This is a genomic window from Staphylococcus sp. HMSC034C12 (assembly GCF_001835895.1).
Classification (GTDB): domain Bacteria; phylum Bacillota; class Bacilli; order Staphylococcales; family Staphylococcaceae; genus Staphylococcus; species Staphylococcus hominis.
Genome location: NZ_KV826358.1, coordinates 61,995 through 84,644, shown reverse-complemented (window position 1 = coordinate 84,644; position 22,650 = coordinate 61,995). Strand labels below are relative to the sequence as shown.

Annotated in this window: 26 protein-coding genes and 1 pseudogene; 7 read left to right on the top strand and 20 right to left on the bottom strand. The window is 30.9% G+C overall.

Annotated features, from left to right (window positions below):
• Window positions 1-204 precede the first annotated feature (204 nt).
• Genes moaA through glp form a run of 6 tightly spaced genes read right to left on the bottom strand, consistent with a single transcriptional unit; the run spans window position 205 to window position 4,267 of the window.
• Window positions 205-1,227, bottom strand: coding sequence for a GTP 3',8-cyclase MoaA (moaA, locus tag HMPREF2629_RS09835; protein ID WP_070813342.1), 1,023 nt, complete (start codon window positions 1,225-1,227; stop codon window positions 205-207).
• A 14-nt stretch (window positions 1,228-1,241) separates the two neighbouring features.
• Window positions 1,242-1,847, bottom strand: coding sequence for a molybdenum cofactor guanylyltransferase MobA (gene mobA, locus HMPREF2629_RS09830; protein ID WP_017174861.1), 606 nt, complete (start codon window positions 1,845-1,847; stop codon window positions 1,242-1,244).
• A gap of 2 nt (window positions 1,848-1,849) precedes the next feature.
• Window positions 1,850-2,083 carry a molybdopterin converting factor subunit 1 gene (gene moaD / locus HMPREF2629_RS09825; protein WP_017174862.1) on the bottom strand — a complete coding sequence of 78 codons (234 nt, stop codon included), beginning with the start codon at window positions 2,081-2,083 and terminating at the stop codon, window positions 1,850-1,852.
• Window positions 2,084-2,533, bottom strand: coding sequence for a molybdenum cofactor biosynthesis protein MoaE (locus HMPREF2629_RS09820; RefSeq protein ID WP_017174863.1), 450 nt, complete (start codon window positions 2,531-2,533; stop codon window positions 2,084-2,086). It abuts the gene before it with no gap.
• Window positions 2,520-3,011: a molybdopterin-guanine dinucleotide biosynthesis protein B gene (gene mobB, locus HMPREF2629_RS09815; RefSeq protein ID WP_017174864.1), complete on the bottom strand. Its 492-nt coding sequence runs from the start codon at window positions 3,009-3,011 to the stop codon at window positions 2,520-2,522. Before mobB ends, HMPREF2629_RS09820 begins: the two co-directional genes overlap by 14 nt.
• Window positions 3,008-4,267: a molybdopterin molybdotransferase MoeA gene (glp, locus tag HMPREF2629_RS09810; RefSeq protein ID WP_070508203.1), complete on the bottom strand. Its 1,260-nt coding sequence runs from the start codon at window positions 4,265-4,267 to the stop codon at window positions 3,008-3,010. Before glp ends, mobB begins: the two co-directional genes overlap by 4 nt.
• 142 nt (window positions 4,268-4,409) lie before the next feature.
• Here glp and moaC point away from each other — a divergent pair, with 142 nt between their 5' ends.
• Window positions 4,410-4,904, top strand: a complete 495-nt coding sequence (gene moaC / locus HMPREF2629_RS09805; RefSeq protein ID WP_017174866.1) for a cyclic pyranopterin monophosphate synthase MoaC — start codon at window positions 4,410-4,412, stop codon at window positions 4,902-4,904.
• Between the two features lie 87 nt (window positions 4,905-4,991).
• Here moaC and HMPREF2629_RS09800 read toward each other — a convergent pair whose 3' ends face one another.
• The 5 genes from HMPREF2629_RS09800 to modA form a co-directional block, all read right to left on the bottom strand.
• Window positions 4,992-5,498, bottom strand: a complete 507-nt coding sequence (locus HMPREF2629_RS09800) for a MogA/MoaB family molybdenum cofactor biosynthesis protein (protein ID WP_017174867.1) — start codon at window positions 5,496-5,498, stop codon at window positions 4,992-4,994.
• 13 nt (window positions 5,499-5,511) lie between these two features.
• Entirely contained in the window at window positions 5,512-6,516 is a 1,005-nt protein-coding gene (locus HMPREF2629_RS09795; RefSeq protein ID WP_048762099.1) for a ThiF family adenylyltransferase, read from the bottom strand.
• A gap of 101 nt (window positions 6,517-6,617) precedes the next feature.
• Entirely contained in the window at window positions 6,618-7,223 is a 606-nt protein-coding gene (locus HMPREF2629_RS09790) for an ATP-binding cassette domain-containing protein (protein ID WP_017174869.1), read from the bottom strand.
• A complete protein-coding gene (gene modB, locus HMPREF2629_RS09785; protein WP_017174870.1) occupies window positions 7,224-7,895 on the bottom strand; it encodes a molybdate ABC transporter permease subunit in 672 nt (223 codons plus the stop codon).
• An 11-nt stretch (window positions 7,896-7,906) separates the two neighbouring features.
• Window positions 7,907-8,698 (bottom strand): molybdate ABC transporter substrate-binding protein, encoded by a 792-nt coding sequence (gene modA / locus HMPREF2629_RS09780; RefSeq protein WP_017174871.1) that lies wholly within the window; start codon window positions 8,696-8,698, stop codon window positions 7,907-7,909.
• A gap of 187 nt (window positions 8,699-8,885) precedes the next feature.
• Here modA and fdhD point away from each other — a divergent pair, with 187 nt between their 5' ends.
• A complete protein-coding gene (gene fdhD, locus HMPREF2629_RS09775) occupies window positions 8,886-9,680 on the top strand; it encodes a formate dehydrogenase accessory sulfurtransferase FdhD (RefSeq protein ID WP_017174872.1) in 795 nt (264 codons plus the stop codon).
• 38 nt (window positions 9,681-9,718) lie between these two features.
• Here fdhD and HMPREF2629_RS09770 read toward each other — a convergent pair whose 3' ends face one another.
• The 7 genes from HMPREF2629_RS09770 to HMPREF2629_RS09740 all read right to left on the bottom strand — a co-directional run bounded on the left by HMPREF2629_RS09770 (window position 9,719) and on the right by HMPREF2629_RS09740 (window position 15,841).
• A complete protein-coding gene (locus HMPREF2629_RS09770) occupies window positions 9,719-10,483 on the bottom strand; it encodes a GNAT family N-acetyltransferase (protein ID WP_070813341.1) in 765 nt (254 codons plus the stop codon).
• A gap of 35 nt (window positions 10,484-10,518) precedes the next feature.
• Window positions 10,519-11,064 carry a biotin transporter BioY gene (locus HMPREF2629_RS09765; protein WP_070647313.1) on the bottom strand — a complete coding sequence of 182 codons (546 nt, stop codon included), beginning with the start codon at window positions 11,062-11,064 and terminating at the stop codon, window positions 10,519-10,521.
• 74 nt (window positions 11,065-11,138) lie between these two features.
• The gene (locus HMPREF2629_RS09760) at window positions 11,139-12,080 is read right to left on the bottom strand and encodes a nucleoside hydrolase (protein WP_070813340.1); all 942 of its coding nucleotides are present in this window, start codon (window positions 12,078-12,080) and stop codon (window positions 11,139-11,141) included.
• 90 nt (window positions 12,081-12,170) lie between these two features.
• Window positions 12,171-13,316 (bottom strand): acyl-CoA dehydrogenase family protein, encoded by a 1,146-nt coding sequence (locus tag HMPREF2629_RS09755; protein WP_070813339.1) that lies wholly within the window; start codon window positions 13,314-13,316, stop codon window positions 12,171-12,173.
• A 145-nt stretch (window positions 13,317-13,461) separates the two neighbouring features.
• Window positions 13,462-13,806 (bottom strand): transcriptional regulator, SarA/Rot family, encoded by a 345-nt coding sequence (locus tag HMPREF2629_RS09750; protein WP_002448494.1) that lies wholly within the window; start codon window positions 13,804-13,806, stop codon window positions 13,462-13,464.
• A gap of 274 nt (window positions 13,807-14,080) precedes the next feature.
• On the bottom strand, window positions 14,081-14,809 hold the full coding sequence (locus tag HMPREF2629_RS09745; protein WP_049379339.1) for a transcriptional regulator, SarA/Rot family: 729 nt from the start codon (window positions 14,807-14,809) through the stop codon (window positions 14,081-14,083).
• Between the two features lie 177 nt (window positions 14,810-14,986).
• Window positions 14,987-15,841: a helix-turn-helix transcriptional regulator gene (locus HMPREF2629_RS09740; RefSeq protein ID WP_049379338.1), complete on the bottom strand. Its 855-nt coding sequence runs from the start codon at window positions 15,839-15,841 to the stop codon at window positions 14,987-14,989.
• 618 nt (window positions 15,842-16,459) lie between these two features.
• Between HMPREF2629_RS09740 and HMPREF2629_RS09735 the strand changes: the two genes are divergently transcribed.
• Window positions 16,460-17,242, top strand: a complete 783-nt coding sequence (locus tag HMPREF2629_RS09735) for a CHAP domain-containing protein (protein WP_049420000.1) — start codon at window positions 16,460-16,462, stop codon at window positions 17,240-17,242.
• Window positions 17,243-17,544: 302 nt separating this feature from the next.
• Here HMPREF2629_RS09735 and nhaC read toward each other — a convergent pair whose 3' ends face one another.
• Both nhaC and HMPREF2629_RS09725 read right to left on the bottom strand, forming a co-directional pair.
• Window positions 17,545-18,930, bottom strand: coding sequence for a Na+/H+ antiporter NhaC (gene nhaC, locus HMPREF2629_RS09730; RefSeq protein ID WP_048680488.1), 1,386 nt, complete (start codon window positions 18,928-18,930; stop codon window positions 17,545-17,547).
• Between the two features lie 56 nt (window positions 18,931-18,986).
• Window positions 18,987-20,057 carry an NAD/NADP-dependent octopine/nopaline dehydrogenase family protein gene (locus HMPREF2629_RS09725; protein ID WP_002448510.1) on the bottom strand — a complete coding sequence of 357 codons (1,071 nt, stop codon included), beginning with the start codon at window positions 20,055-20,057 and terminating at the stop codon, window positions 18,987-18,989.
• A 541-nt stretch (window positions 20,058-20,598) separates the two neighbouring features.
• Between HMPREF2629_RS09725 and HMPREF2629_RS10965 the strand changes: the two are divergent.
• From HMPREF2629_RS10965 to HMPREF2629_RS09710, 4 genes and pseudogenes are all read left to right on the top strand, one after another.
• Window positions 20,599-20,754: pseudogene (locus HMPREF2629_RS10965) on the top strand (CHAP domain-containing protein); the annotation flags it as partial.
• 204 nt (window positions 20,755-20,958) lie between these two features.
• Window positions 20,959-21,288 (top strand): DMT family transporter, encoded by a 330-nt coding sequence (locus HMPREF2629_RS09720; RefSeq protein WP_048681895.1) that lies wholly within the window; start codon window positions 20,959-20,961, stop codon window positions 21,286-21,288.
• 1 nt (window position 21,289) lies between these two features.
• Window positions 21,290-21,604, top strand: coding sequence for a DMT family transporter (locus HMPREF2629_RS09715; RefSeq protein WP_017174884.1), 315 nt, complete (start codon window positions 21,290-21,292; stop codon window positions 21,602-21,604).
• A gap of 79 nt (window positions 21,605-21,683) precedes the next feature.
• Entirely contained in the window at window positions 21,684-22,643 is a 960-nt protein-coding gene (locus HMPREF2629_RS09710; protein ID WP_017174885.1) for a 2-hydroxyacid dehydrogenase family protein, read from the top strand.
• Window positions 22,644-22,650 lie beyond the last annotated feature (7 nt).

Here is a 22,650-nt window from a genome sequence, read left to right as displayed (position 1 = left end):
TTGTATAAATACATAATATAATAAAATTGCTTAATTTAATTATATAACATATGCACAATTTAATCTATTACAAATATTAATTTATATCTGTTTAGTGATTAATATAAATTACTTTGAAATTATTAAAATTAATTAAAGATACTATCAAATTAAAATACAGAAGTAAGTGATATCACATATGATTATCACTTGTTTCTGTATAGATTAACCACCAATATAATTCATATTAATTTTCTTTCGTTGTCGATTTCTTACTGTTTGTTCTGTTCGTTCATCTGAATAACGATCATCACGTGCTTGCCATAATGAAATGAGCGTGTCTTTTAATTTTTGATGTGTAGCACCACTACGCAATAATGATTTAATATCAAAACCATCAATCACACTAAATAAACATCCATAAAATTTCCCATCAGATGATAATCTTGCTCTTGTACAAGTAGAACAAAATGAAGCTGAAACACTTGTGATTAGACCAAACTGTGCACCATTATCTTTATGTCTATAATATGTGGCAACTTCACCAAAATATTTAGGTGGAAGAGGTTCTATATCAAACTCTTCTTCAATAGTAGATAGCATTTCTTCTTTCGTAACAACTTTACTAAAATTCCAACCATTATCATTACCTACATCCATAAATTCAATGAATCTTATTTGAATATGTTTATCTTTAAAATATTCAATCATAGGTAGGATTTGATCATCATTAATTCCTTTTTGTATCACTACATTTACTTTTACATGAAATCCAATAGATATTGCATAATCAATTTGTTGCAAGATGGTAGAAGCTTTAATGTTACGGTTATTGATTGCTTGAAATACTTCATCATCAATTGCATCTAAACTTACATTAATTCTACGCAATCCTGCATCATACAACTTTTGACCATGTTTTTTTAAAAGTAAACCATTAGTGGTCATACCAATATCTTCAATACCTTCAATATGATTAAGTTTTTCAATTAATTTATATAAATCACGTCGTAATAAAGGTTCTCCACCAGTAATTCTTAATTTTTTCACGCCTAATTCAGCATAAACTTTGGCAATTGTTGTAATTTCATCAAATGTAAGTAATTCCTTTTTAGGTAAAAAAACAAAATCATCACCAAATATTTCTTTTGGCATACAATAATCACATCTGAAATTACAACGATCTGTTACAGAAATTCGTAGATCTCTTATAGGACGTCCTAATTTATCTTTAATTTGGATCGTCATTAACGTGTCCCCCTTTAATCATTAATCTGATGAAGTAAAGTATTCAAATCATCTTGATAATTAATATTTTTAGACCAATTTTTTAAAGGCTGAACCTCTTTAGTATCTAGAAAACATGTTATCACATTTTTATATACATGCTGTAAACTATAATCATTAGAATTGAGTGCTTTTTCAATATTCGAAATGACTCCTCGACTATAAAAAGCAATGGTCGGTATAGGTTTATCATCGTCTGAATAAGCTATAATATCGGCTTGATGTTCCATACGCTGTGAAATTGTAAATTGATATAGTTGACTTATTGCTTCTTTAGTAATCATAGGAGTATCTACAGAGACCACAAAAAATAATTCTTCATTATTATAATGTTTCATAACTGTGTAGATTCCTGATAACGGGCCTTTATCTGCATGTGTTTCTTCATCTACCATAATATGTTTATACTCAAATTCATTCTTAAGTTGTTTGTTTGTACTTATAATAATATCGTCAAATAAATTCGTTTCTGTTAATGTGTTAATAATTCGTTTATAGAACATTTCCCCGTGAATACAAGCAAATGCTTTAGGACTACCAAAACGTTTAGAGTGTCCCCCAGCTAGAATAATTGCTTTCATATTTAACCACCACTAACTGGAGGTATTAACGCAACAACATCATCTTGCTTTACAATATCATTAAGTTGAACAAATTCTTCATTTACAGCTACTTGAAATTTTTTATCACGAATGGATGGGTGACGTTCAAATAATAATTCTTTAAACGTTTCTACTGTAATATCTTCTATTAAATCAATGTCTTCTGAATTCATTTCTAATATTTCTTTTATTTCTGCAAAATATAATACTCTCATTTAAGCCTCTCCTTTAGTTGCTTGACTATAATCTCCTCTTTGATGTCCTTGCCATTCTGCACCGTCTTCCCAAATTTCTTTTTTCCAAATTGGCACAACTTCTTTAATTCTTTCAATCGCATACTCATTTGCACGATAGGCATCTTTACGATGTGGCGAAGAGACAGCAATCAATACTGCAATATCAGAGATTTGTAGGGGGCCAATACGATGTACAATCGTTGTTATCGTTCCTGGCCAACGCTGTGTAATTTCTTCTCCAATTTGTTCTAGTTTTTTTTGAGCCATTGGAACATAAGCTTCATACTCAAGATATTCTGTTTTCACCCCTTTAGTCCATTCGCGAACATGACCTGTAAATACAACAACAGCTCCTTGATGTTCATTTAAAGTAAATGTTCTATATTGTTCGGGCTCAATTGGATTCGTCACGATTTCAAATTGTTTCATTTTTATGTTCATCCTTTCGTTTCATCCATTTTAGTAACCATTGCTCATAGTTTTTTAAAGCATTCTCATTATTATAATTATAAAAATATTGAACATGTGTAAGAAGTCTCAGTTCTTCTAATTCTTCTTGGGTTTTATATACCACTATTTTGTCATAATCCTCATTTTTAAACCCTTCAACTAAAATAACGTCATAACTAATAGTTACACTTTCTTTTATCAGTTGTTCAAGCGACGGCTGATTTCTACGTGTTACTGTTTGTTGATAAGCAGATCCTTGAACAATACTCTGATCTGCACCAGCTTCAAAATGTTTCATATGATCCACATTAGATGATTGAAGTGTAATATCATCTTTTTCATGTCCGTGATGTTTAATCGTCACAATGTGATAGCCTTGAGATTTTAAAAATGTAATAGATTGTTGTAACAACGTTGTTTTACCCGAATCTTTAAAACCAACTATTTGTAAAATCATAATGATAGTTCCTCTTCGAAAACATTCGATTCAGTTAAAATAACATCTACCGTATGGCCGGCTTTAAATCCTCTTGTACCCCCTGGCAACATAATCATTGCATTACTATGTGCTATTGCTACCACAGCACCCGATTTATTAAATCCGGATGGAACCACAGTCGCACAATTATGAGTAAAAGATGCAGTTGCTCGAATAAATCTTGTAAATGGATTGGCTTTCGCAAAATCTTCCATTAATGTTGCTTTCACAACTTGAGGGTAAACTGCTTTGGCTTGCATCATATGTTGCACTGCTGGTTTAACAAATAATTCAAAACCAGTAAAACAAGCCGATGGATTCCCTGATAAACCAAATAAATACGTCTTATTTGCAACTGCCACAGTTGTCACACTTCCAGGACGCATCGCAATTTTATTAAATAACACTTCTGCTTGAATTGCTTTGTATATCTTTGGTAAAAAGTCATAATCTCCTACCGAAACGCCTCCAGTAGTAATGACAATATCATGATCTTTCATTGCTTTAGTGATGACTTGAATACTACTTTCTAAGTCATCTTGTTGTATACTATAAGGCTCTATCGTTAATCTCATTTTATCAGCTAACGCTTGTATCATCGGACCATTAGAATTTCTAATTTTTCCTGGTTGTAATTCTTCGTCTACATTCAATAATTCGCTTCCAGTAGCAATAACTGCAATACTTGGTTTTAAAAATACAGGCACTTCTGTATAACCATAGGTCGCTAGTACTGCAATAGCTCCAGGATTAATGACTTGTCCTTTTTTTAAAACGATATCTCCTGTTTTAGTTTCTTCTCCTTTTAGCGACACATTTTCATTCTCTTCAAAAGGTTTTCTAATCGTAAATGTATCTCCATTTTCCACAGTTTGTTCAAACATCACTACTGCATCTGCACCCTCAGGAATTTGAGCGCCTGTCATAATACGAACTGCTTCATTTTCTCCAACTGTTTTATGAGATACTGTGCCTGCACCAATATGATCTATCACTTTAAACGTTTTACGATTTTTTGAAAAGACACCAGCCGAATCTTCACTTCTTATAGCAAAACCATCATACGGCGATTTATTGAAACGTGGTATATCATAAGTTGCTACAATGTCTTCTGCTAAGACATATCCTAAACTGTCCTCTAATGATATATTATTTTGTTGAGTATATATATCTTGTTTTACAATACGTTCAATTGCTTCTTTAATAGGTATTGGTTTTCTTTTTTCAACTACCATTTTATCAACTCCAATTACACGATAAATTCATGCTATACTATTTTATAAACTCAGTAAGATAATGATGTACTCATTAAAAATAAATGTTTATAACTTTATTTATATGTTATGATTTTTTAGATATTTCTATAGGAGGCTATTTATGTCAAATTTTACACATATCAATCATCAAGGTAATGCAAAAATGGTTGATGTTTCTAATAAAAGTATTACAAAACGTATCGCTAAAGCGCATTCAAGCATCACAGTGAATGAGACGATTTACCGTCAAATTATAGACAATACAAATAAAAAGGGTAATGTACTTAATACTGCTCAAATTGCAGGTATAATGGCTGCTAAAAATACATCGACTATTATTCCTATGTGTCATCCATTGCCCTTAACTGGAATAGATATTGAATTCTCTTGGAATCAAGCAAACACACCACGCCACTATCAATTAAGCATTACTGCTACGGTTTCTACTACAGGTAAGACTGGTGTTGAAATGGAAGCTTTAACAGCTGCTTCAGTTACAGCTCTCACAGTATATGATATGACAAAAGCAGCTGATAAAGGAATGATCATTGGTGACACATACCTTGAATCAAAATCTGGAGGTAAATCTGGAGATTATCACCGTCAATTAGATTAATCTTTATGATTTTCTTCTATTATGATAGTCATAAGCAGCATTTTCAATTAGGGAAACCTATGATTTACAATGCTTTTTATGACTATTTTATTTATGGAGTTCATAAACCATATGATTTAATTCCGGAATAATGAGTTTAGTCATTGCTAACTTTACTGCCCCAGTTGATCCCGGCAACGTAAAGATTAATTTACTCATAACTGTTCCCGCTAATGCTCTTGAGAGAAGCGCTTTTGTTCCTACATCTTCCGTATAACTTAAATATCTAAAAAGTTCGCCGAATCCTTCAATTTCTTTATCTAAAAGTGGTTTTACAGCTTCTATAGTCACATCACGTTGTGCTATACCAGTGCCTCCAGTCGTTATAATGACATCAATATCTGATGCTAACCATTCGTCAATTTGAGATTGGATGTCTTCCTTGTCATCTTTAATGATATGATAGTGTTCTTCTGTCACTTCTATATTCAGTTCTTTCAAACACTTTTGAACTAATTGACCGCCTTTATCTGTTTCTTTATTTCGTGTATCAGAAATTGTTAACACTGCACATTGAATTGTTTTTTTAACTTCTTTGTTATCATGCTGATGCATCATCATTCTCTCCTTATCCAAATAGTTGATTGATTAAATGTATTGCTTCAGATTTCTTAGTTGTACCATGAATCAACATTCGCCCACCCTCAAAATATACAATTCTATGTTTTTTAAATTCAAATACTAACATATATTGGTTTTCATGGTAACGAATATCGAGTGCTGTAAGAAAATCAACTAATACTTTTTTTGTAATGTCTTTATTTTCATATTGAACTGTATCTCTACCACACAAAGTTGCATATGAAGTCGAATGAGCATATAAATACGGAAAGCTAGGATTCTTACCACAAGTTGGGCAATCATCACGACGCATTTTACTATAACCAAAAGAACAATGTGTATTCTCCCAAATATCTCCATATGTCAGCTTTGTGGGAATCTGTTTACCAATCAATATCTTTAAAGCATCCCGTAATTGAAAACTTGTGGTCATCGTTACGGCTGGCTGAATCACACCGACAGTATCACATGTCAGATTTATAACTGGTAACTGAGGCATTAAACAATTAAAGCAAGGGGTTTGACCTGGAATAAATGCAGTTTCTACATAGGTACTTTGAACTACTCCACCATAAATCCAAGGAATGCGATACCTATAGGAAAAATCATTGATTAATTGTCTTGTTTCAAAATTATCCGTTGCATCAATAATCAAATCTACACTCGTTGCATATTGCTCTAAAAATTGAGCATCTACATGTTCAATATAAATATTCATTTTTATATCAGAACGAATATGTTTTAAGTGATCTTGTGCAGCAACCACTTTTGGCAGCATACGATCTGCATCACTTTCTGTAAACAATGTCTGTCTTTGTAAATTACTATATTCAATATAGTCTCTATCCACAATAGTCAACTCTTGAATACCAGCACGAACAAGTCCTTCAGCTACATGGGTACCTAAAGCGCCCATTCCAACAATCAATACATGTTTCTGATTAATGGTTTGTTGTCCATGTTCTCCAATATCTTTAAATAAAATTTGTCTTGAATAACGTTCTTGAGTCATTATTTGAAACCTCTCTCAACATTCTCTCTTCTTTTTATTATAACGAAATAGGAGTAGGACAGAAATCTAAAACGTTCTAAACTTCGATATCCTACTCCTATTTATTTAATTTGAATAATTTCATCTGCTAATACTTCTGCTTCATAATTAGAGTGCGTTACAAAAATAATAGGTATACACCATTCCTCATGAATTTGCTTAACTAGATGGATGCCTTCATCTCTAGAAATATCATCTAAACTTGAAAAAGGTTCATCAAGTAAAATTAAATTGGGTTTCGTGCTTAAAGTTCGCGCGAGTGCTACACGTTGGGCTTCCCCACCAGACAGTGTCGGCGGAAATTGATTTATTAAATGGCTAATATTTAAACGTTGAATAAGCTCATCAATATGTTTAGACTGTTTAGTCATAAATGTAATATTCTGAAGAACCGTCATGTTAGGAAAAAGTTGATAATCTTGAAATAAATAGCCAATTTGGCGTTGTTGAATCTTTACATTAATATGGTTTTCAGTATCCACTAATAGATGATTATCAATATTGATATAAGCCTCATCTGGTTGTCTTAATCCCGCAATGATATTTAATATTGTCGTTTTTCCAATACCGGAGGGACCTTGTATTGCATATATTTTAGCTTTTGTATCTTCAATGTTAATATGAATCAACGTTTGCTTTAACTGATGTTGTAATTTAACTTGTAACATCTAGTCTACCTCCTGAACTTTATCACGATTCGCAAAATTCAACATACTAATGACTGTAATAGAAAATGCAACGAGTACAAGTACCCATAACCATGCCTGATTCTCTTTTCCTTGTTCTACTAAAAAATAGATTTCCAGTGGCAGAGTATTGGTTTTATTTGGAATATATCCTGCAACCATCAATGTTGCACCAAATTCTCCAATAGCTCTCGCAAAACTCATCATAATACCCGCAATAATTGAGCGTTTAGATAATGGTAGAATTAAACGATAGAAGATTTTACGTTCACTTGCTCCCATTGTTCGTGCAGTATTTAACATTTTAGGATTAATACTTCGAAATCCTTGAATAGTATGTTGGTACATCAGTGGAAAACTAACAATGACAGATGCAATTACTGCACCTGTCATTGTAAATACTACGGGTAAGTGAAGTACATTTTGAAAGAATTGGCCCACAAATGTTCTAGGTGAAAAAACAATAATAAGTATAAACCCTAGTACTGTCGGTGGTAAAACAATAGGTAATAATATTAAGCTTTCAAGAAATTGAGTTGCATGCCCTTTTCTTTTATATAACGTTCTACAAATAAAAATTCCTAATATAGAGACAATTATCGTACTGATAAATCCTACTTTAATAGAAATCCATAGAGGTGTTAAATCAGGCATATGTCATCCCCCTATACTTTAAAGTGATATTCTTTTAAAATATCTTTCGCTTTTTTAGATTTTAAAAATTCTATCCATTCTTTAGCAAATTTGTTATCTGATGTTGCTCCCGCTTCATAAGTGATAGGTTTTTTCAAATCCGCTTTTTTAATCTCATTTACTTTATCTGTTCTTTCATTATTCGTATATAAATCGGTCTCATATACAAATCCCATTTGAGTATTACCTTTTTCAACGTAATTTAATACTTGTTTAACGTCTTTGGCATATACAATTTTATCTTTTACATCACTATATAAATGTTGATTATCTAAATATTGTTTCGCATATTTACCTGCTGGTACAGTTTTCACTTCACCAATAGCTAATTTTTCGTTGTCTTTTAAATCTTTTACTGAAGCTTGATCACTGTTTTTATCACCAATCAATACTAACTGATTATGTGCGTATTTATATGTATTATGAGCTTGATTATGTTTTTTCAACATATCTACATCTTTCGTATTTGCAGACATAAAGACATCAGTTGGCGCACCTTTTTCAATTTGTTGTCTTAATGCCCCTGATCCACCATAATTAAATGTTACATTTACATTTTTATGTGTTTTTTCAAACTCTTTCTTTAATGCTTTACTTACATCACTTAAACTTGCTGCTGCTGAAACTTTCAATTCAGTTTTAGGATTATCACTATTATTTGACTTTGAAGATTGCTTGCTATTGTCATTATCTTTTGAATTTGAACAACCTGCTATAATGATAATGAAAGTCCCTAACACCGCTAATAATCGTTTTACAGTCATTTATTTTTATGCCCCCTATTCAATCAAATATTATACGCTTTTTATATCTTTTGAACAGTTTTACCGTATTTTATATTTATTTCTAAATTTTAAAATATAAAGTTTTATATAATCATTCAATATTGAAATACTTTTTGTGAATATAATGATACAGTATAAAGTAGTTATAACCAAAGGGGAGACATTCATGGATAAAGATGCCGTTCAAAATCAACCAATTATTAGGTATGAAGATGAGCAACTCATCGAAACTGAAGACAGCTATGTAACCGAATTTCCATTAACGATTATGGTAAATGGAAAAGAATTTGCTACAGTAATCTGCAGTCCGACACATTTAGAAGAGTTAGTCATAGGATTTTTAGCATCTGAAGGAGCCATTTATAAAAAAGAAGAAATTAAACATTTACAAATTGATGATAGTAAAGGGTTTGCTCATGTAGAATTAACTAAGTCATTAAGCGACCGTTTTGAGTATTCTACAAAGCGCATGGTTGCTTCATGTTGTGGAAAAAGTCGAGAATTTTATTTTCAAAATGATGCAGCAATTGCTAAAACGTCTATGTCTAATATCATTCTCACTCCAAGACAAATTTTAAATATGATGACAGGTTTACAAAGTGCAAGTACCTTATTTAAACAAACAGGTGGCTTGCATAACGCAGCAATTAGTGATGGTGAGGCATTTTTTGAACATCGTCAAGATATAGGTAGACATAATGCCTTAGATAAACTTTACGGTTTTTGTCTTACTCATCAAATTCCTGTTAGAAATAAAGTACTTATTTTTAGTGGACGCATATCATCTGAAATTTTACTAAAAGCAGCTAAAATCGGTGTCGGTGTTATATTATCGAAATCTGCACCTACCACATTGGCAATAACACTGGCACATGACTTAAATATTACTGCTATTGGTTTTATTAGAGGTGATTCTTTTAACATTTATAGTCATCCAGAACGTATAAAAGGAGTGAAATAGAATTTATTATAAATTCATTTTTCACTCCCTACTTTTATTTATATCGCATCTTCTTTAACTATCTGATATTGAAAGCTTTGAAAAATATAGCCTTGCTTTATATACATGTCTTTTGCTGTATCATCGCCATCTGCCACTAATATGACTGGTCGAGAACCGGCTAAATGGCCTACATAGGACTGCATCGTAGTACCTATTCCTTTATGACGATAGTCTTCTAAAACGCCGAACCCATCAATTTCAACAGTTTCATCTGTAACTATAACATCCAAAATCCCCACAGGTTTATGAAGATAATATGCAACTATACGAGTGACGTCATCTATTTGATTTAATATTGCTTCTCTCGTTCGTTCTTCACTTTCTTTAACAAACGCTTCGCCATACGGTTTTGAAAATTCATTGTAAACACTTAGATAATCTTCCATATTAAATGAAGTTACAGGTTCAATATCTACCTGAATATTGCTCTCAAATTGTTTTAATGTAGCACTGTCTATCGCATACAATTCAAGTAGTTTTAATTGAAATCCTTCATTGCGTATCGCTTCTAACCATGTAGAATGAAGTAATTGGTTTTCTGGAAATGTAAAAGATAAATGAGAAGAATGTTGTTTTTTATGCAAAATTCGTTGTTTCTCCATATCTGCATACCACTGATTAATTGAAGGTAACGTTTTGTACTGCCACTTATTCATGTGATATGTCATTGGATCAGAAGGTGTTAAATATATAATATTCAACTCATTTTCTAAGTATATTTTTCCATTTTCTTTAATCTGCTTCATTGTTATGTGTGTCATAGCAACCATCACCTTACTATGTATATTTTGTACTATTATATCAAATTCTTAAAACGTGAATGGTTAAGTAATGTTGTACCAATCAAGCTTGCAATAATCGCTTTAATGATATCTCCTGGAACAAATGTAAATGACAATAAGAATGCTTTACTTATAGGCATATGTATAATGAACCCCATAATGATTGTTCCTACAATATCTAATAATAAAACACCAAATACAAGCATACCAATAAATAATGTAAAGAAATTAATATGATTTTTAAAACGATCTCTTACTAAACCTATAAGATATGCCACTACTGGATATAAGAATAAAAATCCTGCTGAAGGACCTGCAAACACACCTATTCCGCCACGTCCACCTGATAATAATGGTAAACCTGTGGCTGCTAATAATAAGAAGATAATAACACTGAGTGCGCCGTATTTACGTCCTAATATAACTCCTGCTAAAAAGACACCTATATTTTGTAATACAATTGGTACGGGCATAAATGGTAACGGTATTCCGGGTACTAGGCCTAAAATACAAATAACCGCTGTCATTAACGCTGTATATACTAAATTTTTTGTACTCATTTGATTTCCTCCTTTTATGAAGAAAATTATACCACTTATGTAAACTGTTTTATATAAAAAGTTTACATTTGAAGTTAATGAGATACTTTTTTAGCTAAAAACGTGATATAGTTGAAGAATTCGTCATGATTGACATGATTAACGACACGCACTATACGTCCATCATCACTCTTATATGTACGTCCTTGACTTGGTCCTTTTGTATATACATCTACTTTAAGTTCTATAGAATCTGTTAAGCTTTCTTTACCAATTTGAGCAGTCGTCAATACATCCCATAAAAAATAAGTAGAGTTTGTGACAAAATGAGTAAGAGGAGGTACAGCTGCATAACTGATTCCTAAAAAATCAACTCCTATAAACTGACGTTGATTTGCCCACATTTGACGAATAGCTGGCGTCAATGGTACTTGATTAGTGCTTTCTAACGCTACCATTTCTATCTTGATAGACGTATCAAATATTGTTTTAACAGCTTCAGGATCCCAAAAAGCATTCCATTCAGCTGTGCCATCATGTTCGGGTTCTTCTACATTTCCCTTTTCTAAAAATGTTCCTCCCATCCAAACTAACTTTTCAATATTGTTTACTATTGCTTTATCATGTTTGATTGCTTTGGCTAAATCGGTTAACGGACCAGTAAACAATAAAGTCACCTTTTCTTTACTATTATTTAATACATTAATAATATCCTCATAAGCTTCAAATGTACTCGTTACAGAACGTTTATCAATCCATTTCTCATTTAAAATAGGAAGCGCATCCATAAAAAAGGCATGCATTCTCCAGTCTTTCGGAAAAGAGTTAACTCCTCTTTCATATGAAGGAGCTACATCAATAGATAAATTTGAAAAACGATTTATAATTTTACATGAAGCACTTAGAGAAGGTTCTAAATAACAATCTGCACCGATTGTACTTACACCTACTAATTCAACATTATCCATTTGTAGTAATAAGAATAGTGATATTAAATCATCAACGCCGCCATCATGATTAAAATATATTTTAGTCATTAAATCCCTCCAAAAATATGTAAAAAAGCTATGACTACATTATACGTAATCATAGCTTTCTTTAAACATATTATAAATAAAAAATTCATTCTACATTAAATCAAGTATAGATTTTGCAATATTCGTATATGCTGCATCTTCCATAGGAGGATTATGTAGGCCCGCACGCATATTACGATAATAGCGTTGTAATGGACGATCCATTTCTAAACTTTTCGCCCCTACTATTCGCATAGCAAGATCCACTACTTCTAATCCTTGATTCATGACTAAAATTTTACTTGCAGATGTTTCATTCCAAATATTAAGTGTTTCATTATATTGATTGTAACCTCTAGCTGTACTCCATAAAAAATGACGAGCAGATAATAAGAGTGATTCCATTTTCCCAACATTTTGTTGTACAGTAGGTAGCGTAGCAATTGTGCCTTCAATACTATTAGGGGAATGCGTTTTGGCAAACTCAATAGCATAATCTCTCGCTGCTTGGGCAATACCTAAATATACACTTGGTATATGTAAAATCCATCCATTGGGTTGCGGTTTAAGTTTCGTTTCTACAAAGTTTTCAAATGGAACTATAACATCATTTAATACTAAATCATGACTTTCCGTTGCACGCATCCCTAACATATTCCAATTATCTGCAATTTCTAAACCTTTACTCTCCCTAGAAATTAAAAAGAAGCCTACTTCTTGAATATCTTCTACAAATGCAGCAACAATATAATGTGTCAATGCTTTACTCATAGAAGTAAATGTTTTCACACCATTTAATTTATATCCGTCTTTAGTTTTTATTGCATGCGTAGCAGGTCTTCCACCACGAGTAGGACTACCAGTATCCGCTTCACTTACTGCTCTATTTACAAGTGCGCCATTTTTTACTTCTTTTGCAAATTGATCAAGCATAGTTTGACTCCACATATGCTGTTGATATAATTGCCCTACAACGCTTAGATGCCAGCCTATAGATAGTGCTGTAGCGCCATCTATGGCTCCAAGATACGATTGTAAAACGACCATATCTTCTATGGTTGCACCTTCTCCACCATATGATTTAGGTAAAGTTAACACACTATAACCTTCCTCTACAAGCCATTTTATATTGTCAAATGGGAATTTAGAGTCAATATCTTCTTTTGCTGCTCTTTGTTTAAATGTATCTTCAATTGTTTTAAATTTTTTAATCCATTTTCTTTGAATATCACTACTTATTAAAAATGAATCTAACATGACTATCACCTATTCGATATTTGATATATTTAATCATAGTTTAACACTCGGTTTTAATAATATAAAGCATCTCATTCACATAGTATATTAGAATTAAAAAAGAGTGGACAGACATTCTGTCTCACTCATTTACCCCATCATCATTCTATTGTATATATTTCTCTAATTCAGCAATTAAAGCATTAATTCTCTCGCGTTGCTCTTTTGTTACATAAACAATAACTGTTCTTTCATCTTGTATACTACGTTTTTTTGATAATAATTGTAAATCTTTTAATTTTTGTAATGCTTTAGTTAAGTAATAAGGTTTGAATTCTGAATACGTTGCAATTTCTTTTGAAGTAATTTCATCTTTTTTACTTTTAACAATATAATTTAAAATATAAATTTCTTCATAATTCAGATTATATTTTTTCTTAGTGTCTTTAAAAAACTTTTTCACTTGAAATGTTGCGTTAACTAAATCATTGATGTCTTTAATTTGTCCCATATTCTAAACCACTCCTCTGATGTACATCTAGTTGCTACAAGGTTCATGTATACTACTACTACAACACTAAACATTTCTTATGCTATAAAAATTATTTTATAACATTTAAGTATAATATTTCAATATTTTTATGAAATTAAAATGATATTATATATTAAAATCTCATTTGCCAAATTAAATTATACATAATTATTTCATGTGTTATACACCTAAAATAACTAGTAATGTAAGAGATAATCTTACATTACTAGTTATTTTTATTTTTTGAAACAAATTATAATGTTAATTCCTTTTTTATCATTTTACTACAATGACTCAAGATATAATGAATCTCTTCCTTTTTTGACATATTTAACTTTATACACACTCTACGTTCATCTAGATCATCTCTTTTTTTCAAAATATAACCACTTTGTTGTAATCGTTTAATTACTAAATTTATATTTATAGACTGACAACGCGAAAAATAGTTTATCGATTTCAACGAGATATCATTTTGATTCAACCAAATAATGCCTAAAACAAGCAAATCATTTAAACTTAACTGATAGTGCTTAATATTTTTTTCAATCTTACTTAAAACTTTATAAATAGTAATTAGATATGTTAACTTGCAATAATTCATATTCTTGATTGATGTTTTAAGATAGTTATTTTCAAGTAATTCTCCAATTTCTAATAATAAATGATTCATTTTTCTTTCATACATTTCTACAGGCAAGATTCTTAATCTTCGTTGATCATTTGCATCATAAGATTTAAAAATCCAATTTTCGTGATACAAATGGCTCACAAGATAAAGTAAAGTTCGTTTAGATAAATACGTTTTTTTCATTAGTGTTTCAATATCCATACCTTGATGGCTCGTTTTATGATAATCAATAATAGCATATAGTACATTTAGGTGTTCAATATTTAGGTTTTTAGAATATTTTAAAAGTTCATCGACTGCTTTATAAAATAAAAGATAAAATAATAGTACATCCATATCATTTTTTGTCATGATAGTCGCCACCTCGCAATTTATACAACAATTCTAGAAGACAGACTTTAGTATTGCGATACAATTTTAAAGTGTTACAAGTTTATCTCTATATCATACATATACTTACTTCATATTAAGTATGAGTAAAGGTCTAAATACTTTATCTTTTTACTTATTATTGGACTTAATCCTATTTTAGGTATGATAGTTACTTTTGGCCTCAGCTATAAGTAACTGTGCTTCATAATCTAAAGATATTTCAACCGTTTCGGTAGTCTTATATATTGGAGCAAATTGTTTTTTTCGTGCTTGACCTGGAGTCATCCCATATTTTTTACTAAATAATGCAATAAATCTCGGAAAATGATTAAATCCATGTTTATAAGCAATATCTTGAATAAATTCACTGCTATCTAAAATATCAAGTAAACATAATTTCAAACGAATATCATTAATATATTGAGCAATATTATGATAAGGTGTATGAAATTTAATCACTTGACTTAACTCTTTGTTAGACATATCAAGTGAATTCGCTAATGCTTGTTTATTAATCTTTTCATGATGATGTTCGATAATATATTCATGAACTTCATCTACAAGTGGATTGTCTAGTTTATAGTTTTGACGATGTTTTCTTTGAATATAACCTAATTCTACACATAAATGTTTAACTAATTTATCCCTTATGTGTGGAAGTCGAGGTTTTCGACTTTCAAATTCAAGAAGATTAATAATAAATGATTCTAATTGTTTTCGTTCAATAGAAGAAAATTTATATCCTTTTTGTCTGATATAATCGTCTGCAAATCTTAAATAATCTGTGAATGAAATTTCAATTATTGCAATAACAGAGTTCGTTTCGCCTTCTATCGAATATAAATCATTTAACATAATAAATACGAGATCTCTTTTTTTCATATTATATGTATCTAAGTCTAAATTTATTTTTCCAGAACCCTTTAACCAATATATAAGTTTGATATTGGATTCTTTTTGTTTTACTATTCTCGTATTTTTTAAAAGCTTTACCGAAAAATTATCTATCATACGTCTTTCCTCTCGTTTGTAATATAAAGACTAGATATAAGCGATGACATTTCTCCCCTTTATTCACCACTTAATTCTATTGAATTATCGCTTCGATACTTGTGTATGCGTATCGGAGATCTATCTTCATATACAATTTTATGTTTTATTTCGGTATTAGCAGTAGCAATATTTTGACTTATTTTATCACTTTATTATCTTATAGTATGATTTTATTATTTTTCAATATAAACTTACTTTATTTATATATAAAGAGGACATATAAAATGATTTTTTAGTATTTGTTTAATCAAGGAATCATTCAATAGGCTAAATTATTTTGTTATAAATTATTTTTCTATTATTTTACAAAAAGATTACAAGAAAATGAGTATTTTTTTCATATTCTTCTGTAAACACTGTCATAATAGCTTTTTTTATATTAAAAAATATTACTAATAATTAAATTAACAAGCTTTTATATTATCGAAAAATTACAAATCATTAACATTCCCCACAAATTGTAATTTTTTTGATAAAGTAATTCTTGTCGTTAAGTAAAATGATTTAAAGACTAAGTTAACAAATGACTATTAAATATAAAATAATATTAATTTAATTCTCAGGAGGAAATTTATAATGAAAAAAATCGCTACAGCTACAATCGCTACTGCAGGAGTTGCCGCAATTGCTATCGCCGGACAAGGACATGAAGCTCATGCAGCTGAACAAGGATATAATCCAAATGATCCTACTTCATATAGCTACTCTTACACTATCGATCAACAAGGTAACTACCATTACACTTGGAAAGGTAACTGGAGCCCAGATCGTTTAAATCATTCTAACTATAACTATAATTATAACTACAATACATATAATAATTATTCTAATACAAATTCAACATATAGTTATAACAACTATCATACTAATAACTCAAATCAAGTTGCTAGTAATCCAACACAATCTTACACAACAAATAATCAACAAACTGGTGGTTTAGGTTCAGCTTCTGCTTCTACTTCTAATAGTAATGTAAAAGTAACTACTGTAACTGCACCGTCATCAACAGGTGTTTCAATTTCTAACTCTGTTAGCTCAGGTAGAAACTACTATACTTCTGGCCAATGTACATATTATGTATATGACCGTGTAGGTGGTAAAATCGGTTCAACTTGGGGTAACGCAAATAACTGGGCAAATGCTGCAGCATCTGCTGGTTACACAGTAAATAACCGTCCATCTGCAGGTGCAATTATGCAATCTACTGCTGGTGCTTACGGTCACGTAGCATATGTTGAAAGTGTAAATAGTAATGGTTCAATCACAGTATCTGAAATGAATTATGGACATGGTGTAGGTGTAGTAACATCTCGTACACTTTCTTCAAGTGAAGCTGCTTCATATAATTTCATTCATTAATTAAATTGATAAAGAAAAAAGATTTAGAATTCAATATGAATTCTAAATCTTTTTTTATGCATACATACAAAAAGCGTTCGAAACTTTAGTGTTTAGAACGCTTTAAGTTATCATATTAATCAAATTCGTTATTATGGATTGAATTCTCGCCACAAAAATTAAATCCACTTTTAATTCATTTTTTAGGATATCTAAAATGAATGTATTTTTTTAAATAACATCGCTACTATGTTTCTCATTAATACTTTAATCCTAATTTGTTATTTCCATATTGTAAGGGAATTAAACATCGAATTAATCATTTAATTTATTTTTTTACGTATTCCAATGCCAGTAAATCCATAAATAATTGCTAATATAGAACATAAATAACATGGTACTGCCCAAATAAAGAATTGATCAACTGAAACTCCTAATTGTTGCGCATAGTAAATACCAGATGTTCCCCAAGGAATTAATGGTAGAACCATAGTACTGGAATCTTCTAATGTACGAGATAAATTACTTCTATCTAAATTCATATCTTCAAACATGTCTTTCATAAGTACCCCAACCATAATAATAACAATTGACGCCACACCAGCAGCAAACACCAACATTAGGGACGATAGCACAGTAATAAGAACGAGGGTACCAACAGATTTAACACCTTTTGCAACAGTTTGTAACATTACATCTAAACAACCAGATTTCTCTACAATACCTGCAAATGCATAACCACAAAAAATGGTCACAATGATTTGTGTCATACTCATCATTCCACCTTGTTCAATCAATGTTTTTGCATTTTCGGTAACATGAGAATGCCCAGTCATAGATGATGTAAAACCATCAAACGTTGCTTTAAAACCATCTACAAATTTAAATCCATTATTAAACTTACCTATCAAAATAGCACTCAACGCTGAAACAAGCATAGATGGAACAGTTGAAATTTTAAATATTAAACAAATGATAATCACAATTAAAGGAATCCATACAAAAAAATTAATATTATAAATACTAGATAGTTCATTTAAAAGTACTTTTATTTGCTTAGTATTTACATTACCTTGGGAATTTAATCCTGCAAAAAACCATACGATAAGTCCAATGATTGATGCTGGAATGGTTGTCCACATCATTGCTCTAATATGAGAAAAAATGTTTACTTTTGTTACGAGTGCAGCAAGATTGGTTGTATCTGATAAAGGTGACATTTTATCTCCAAATACTGCACCTGCAATAATTGCACCTGCTGCCATTCCTTGATTTATACCAAGTTGACTTCCAATAGATATTAAGGCAATCCCAGCTGTAGACGCAGACCCCCAAGCTGTTCCGGTTGCTAAACTACATATAGCCGAAATGATAAATGCTGAAATTAGAAAATAACTAGGATTCAAAAACTTAAGTCCATAGTAGATTAATGCAGGTACAGTACCTGCGTACATCCAGCTACCTACAATAATACCTACAGCCAAAATAATGAAAATAGCAGGCATAGCTGTTGTCAATCGATGTGTAATTCCTTCTTCCAAATCCTTCCATTTTAAACCAACACGCATAGCAATAAAAGCAGCGTAGGTTGAGGCGATAAGTAACAATACTTGAATAGGGATATTGAATTTAATAAATCCAATTGTAACAACTATTACCATGACAATAATTGTAGATATTGCTTCTAGAAATGTGGGTTTTCTTTTCATATATCTGCTCCTTTTTCTTTTTTCTTAAGACCTCTTTTCTATACCAAACATTATACTTATTTTAATCCTAATTTATCTAAACCAAGTTCTTCTACTGTTAGCCCTTCATTAAAGAAATCACGTTCGAGAATAGTCGAGGCAATCGTAATTATCGCATCAATATTCGGTGTATCTACACCAATTTCACGTCCTAAACTTGACCATAATACAAGTCCATATGCGATATCTTCAGTAAGATAACGATTTTCTACAGAGTTCGGTCCTGGAATTTGTGAAAATACAGGACTTGTATTAAATAAACGATTTAGCGGTTCATCCTCGTCTTTACGTTCTAGATAACCTCGTTGAATACGCGCTTCTTTAGCAGTTAATAATTCAAAACCTAATTTACGCCCTAAAGTTAGACGTTCTAATTCTACAGCATGTAAAAGTCGCACTGTGTGTTTTGTGATACCTTCTTTATATAATGCAAATGTATCTGCATAATCTATACGACCTACATTTAATAGTGTAGGAGCTGGATGAACTTCAGGATTTCCATTTTCTAGATTCGTTTTCCACAAACTTTCTTCTTTTACTAATTGTGGATACAATTGGCTCACTTTATCAAAACATTCATTTAACTCTCTCTTATTGTACGTTGAGAAAAAGACTTTTCTTACATTAAGAGATAAATCCACTCGAGCCTCTTCAAAATCTACACGTGTTCCGTAAGTAAGGGTATTAGCTTCTGCATATTTAGGTTGAATATTAATATGACGTTCTTCTAATACATTCATAAATCGAATTGATCCCATAGCTGCTGCGATATTAAAGAAAATAATTTGTTCCGCCGTTATATAATGAGACATCACTTTTGCATAATATTCAATGTAAGATGAAGGAATCACTACTTGTATCACTTCTGCATCTTTTAATACATATTCAATATCATCACTAATATTTGTAAAAGGTACAAACGTTTCATGACCTTCATTATTAAAATCAAATCCACCTTTTTCTAACGCTCTATCAAATTTGTGAATTGATGAATTTCGACAATATAATTTGACTTCATGTCCTTGATTGACCATATCTACTGCAGCTGTAACCGCACCATTTCCTGATCCTACTATTGCAATTTTCATAGTTATCATTCCTCATTTCTCTATTTAGAATTTTTAATAGTCATCTAAAAAAATTATTATCAATAAATAAAGATGCAGATATAAATACTGCATCTTCAAAATAGTATTATTTTATTCTATAGCCTAATTTAAATTTTTACAAACACTATTAGTAGTATGATATCACATAAATCTCCATAAATGTAACCGCTTATCCTTTATGTATATATCTTTATATAAAATAAGTTTATTACAAGGTGCTGTAATATAAATTCTATTAATATTTTCAAAAAATTAGAAAATGTATAGCAAACGTGCAGTTTGCAAGAAATATTAAACAGATTTTTATTACATAGTTGTGCAAGAATTTTGAATTTTATTTACGGTAAAGTAACAATGCCCTACTACATGTTTTTATCTGATAAAGTATGACTTATCGTTAATAGCGACAAGTTAATGTTAAAACATATTCAACATATCGCTAAAATTATCCTATTGTTGAATAGTATTTGGGAGGACTTTATTTATGAAAAAATGAATTACATTATCAACACTGACAGCAGGAAGTTTAGGACATGTGGCTTATGTAGAAAGTGTAAATAGTGATGGATCAATTACAATTTCAGAAATGAATTACACAGGTGGCGCATACGTGACTGATACACGTACAATTTCAGCAAGCGAAGTAAGTGCTTATAATTATATTCATTTATCGTAAATATCTAAGATTGATATAACTTGAATATAAATATATTACCGTTTAAGATAACCTTTAAGATTATATTTTCATTAATTTAAAAGTGAGAAAATGAATTCATAATGAATTCTTTCTCACTTTTTTATTTTCTAAAATTGCATAACTCATAATTGTTTGAGAAAATATTTTTACTTATCAAAAATATTATAAGGAGTAATGGATATAATGCAATGGTTAAAGGTCATTTTATCTGGATTGATAGAAGTTGTTTGGGTTACGTGTTTAAATTACGCTCATAATACGTTTACTTGGCTCATCACTTTATTATTTATTGCTTTAAGTTTTTATTTAATGCTTTCTGCGACAAAACAACTTCCAGTAGGTACTGTTTATGCGGTCTTTGTTGGTATAGGCGCTGCAGGAACAGTTATCGTTGATATGTTATTTATTAATCACGTCATTTCACTTATGAAATTATTATTTATTATTTTATTAATTATAGGTATTATCGGATTAAAGCTTTCTACTGATGACCAATCTGAAGGAGGTCTATAAAATGGCGTGGTTATACCTTTTAGTTGCAGGATGCTTTGAGATTTTAGGTGTTGTTTTCTTAAATGAACTGAATCGTACACATAAAAAAATATATATTCTACTAGGTGCGCTTACTTTTATATTTAGTTTTAGTACTTTAAAACTATCTATGCAGACGATTTCGATGGGAACTGCCTATGCAATATGGACAGGGATCGGGACTGCTGGAGGTACCATTGTAGGTATGATTTTCTATAATGAATCAAAAAAATTTATTCGTATATTTTGTATTGGTTTAATCTTAATATCCGTAATTGCTTTAAAAATAATACAGTAACTTTATTCATATAAATTCTTTGTGTCCCTATCTTTCTTCCATTATACTTAATTTGAAAGAATACAAAGGAGTGAGATGGATGGAAAAAGTATATATAGCTGGTAAAATTCCAGAAGCTGGTTTAAATCTACTCAAAGAACATTTTGAAGTAGACATGTATGAAGGTGAAGGTATCATCGATAAAGAAACATTAAAAAAAGGTGTCAAAGATGCTTCTGCTTTAATTAGTATTTTATCCACTAATGTAGATAAAGAAGTAATTGACAGTGGTGAAAATCTTAAAATTATTGCCAATTATGGCGCTGGATTTAATAATGTAGATGTAGATTATGCACGTGAAAAAAACATTGATGTTACAAATACACCAAAAGCATCTACAGCTGCAACTGCTGAATTAACATTCGGCTTAGTATTAGCAATTGCTCGTCGTATTGTTGAAGGTGACAAACTTTCTCGTACAAAAGGATTTGATGGTTGGGCGCCATTATTCTTTAGAGGCCGTGAAGTCTCAGGCAAAACACTTGGTATTATCGGATTTGGAGAAATTGGTAGTGCAGTAGCTAAACGTGCAAAAGGATTTGATATGGATATCCTTTATACAGGTCCTCACCAAAAAAAGGAAAAAGAACGTGAAATTGGTGCTAAATACGTTGATTTAGATACATTATTAGAACACTCTGATTTTATTACAATCAATGCTGCTTACAATCCAGATATACACCACATGATTGATTCAGAACAATTTAAAAAAATGAAATCTACTGCTTATTTAGTCAATGCAGGGCGTGGACCAATCGTTAATGAACAAGCACTTGTTGATGCATTGAAGCATAAAGATATTGAAGGTGCAGCTCTCGATGTGTATGAATTTGAGCCAGATATTACTGAAGGCTTGAAATCTTTAGATAACGTAGTCATTACGCCACACATTGGTAATGCTACGTTCGAAGCTCGTGAAATGATGTCTAAAATTGTAGCTAATGATACAATTAAAAAATTGAATGGTGAAGAACCGCAATTTGTTGTTAATAAAAAATAAGGTTAAA